Source organism: Bradyrhizobium sp. USDA3516 (assembly GCF_057651995.1).
In genome coordinates, this window is sequence record NZ_JBYGYN010000041.1 from 1 (window position 1) to 249 (window position 249).

1 protein-coding gene is annotated in these 249 nt (G+C 71.1%); it reads left to right on the top strand.

What is annotated here, in order from left to right:
- Positions 1-249: hypothetical protein (locus tag AC24YW_RS36660; protein WP_487487220.1), on the top strand; the 249-nt coding region annotated here is incomplete at both ends.

The window sequence follows — 249 nt, forward strand, 5'->3', positions numbered from 1 at the left end:
GATCAGACCCTGGAGCGTCCGCTGCGTCCGGGCGAGGTTTCGCTCGACGAGCTCGAGCGCGCCTTCCGCGAGACCGCGATCGAAGCGCCGGTCCCCGCGCCCGTTGTCAAGGCTGAGCTCAAGGCCGAAGCTGCACCTGCGCCCGCCGCTGAGGCCCCTGCCGCCAAGGAAGCCGCAAAGCCCAAGGAGAAGGCCGCGCCGAAGAAGTCGATGGCCGACGAGATGGCGGGCGAGGGCGACCGCATCGCC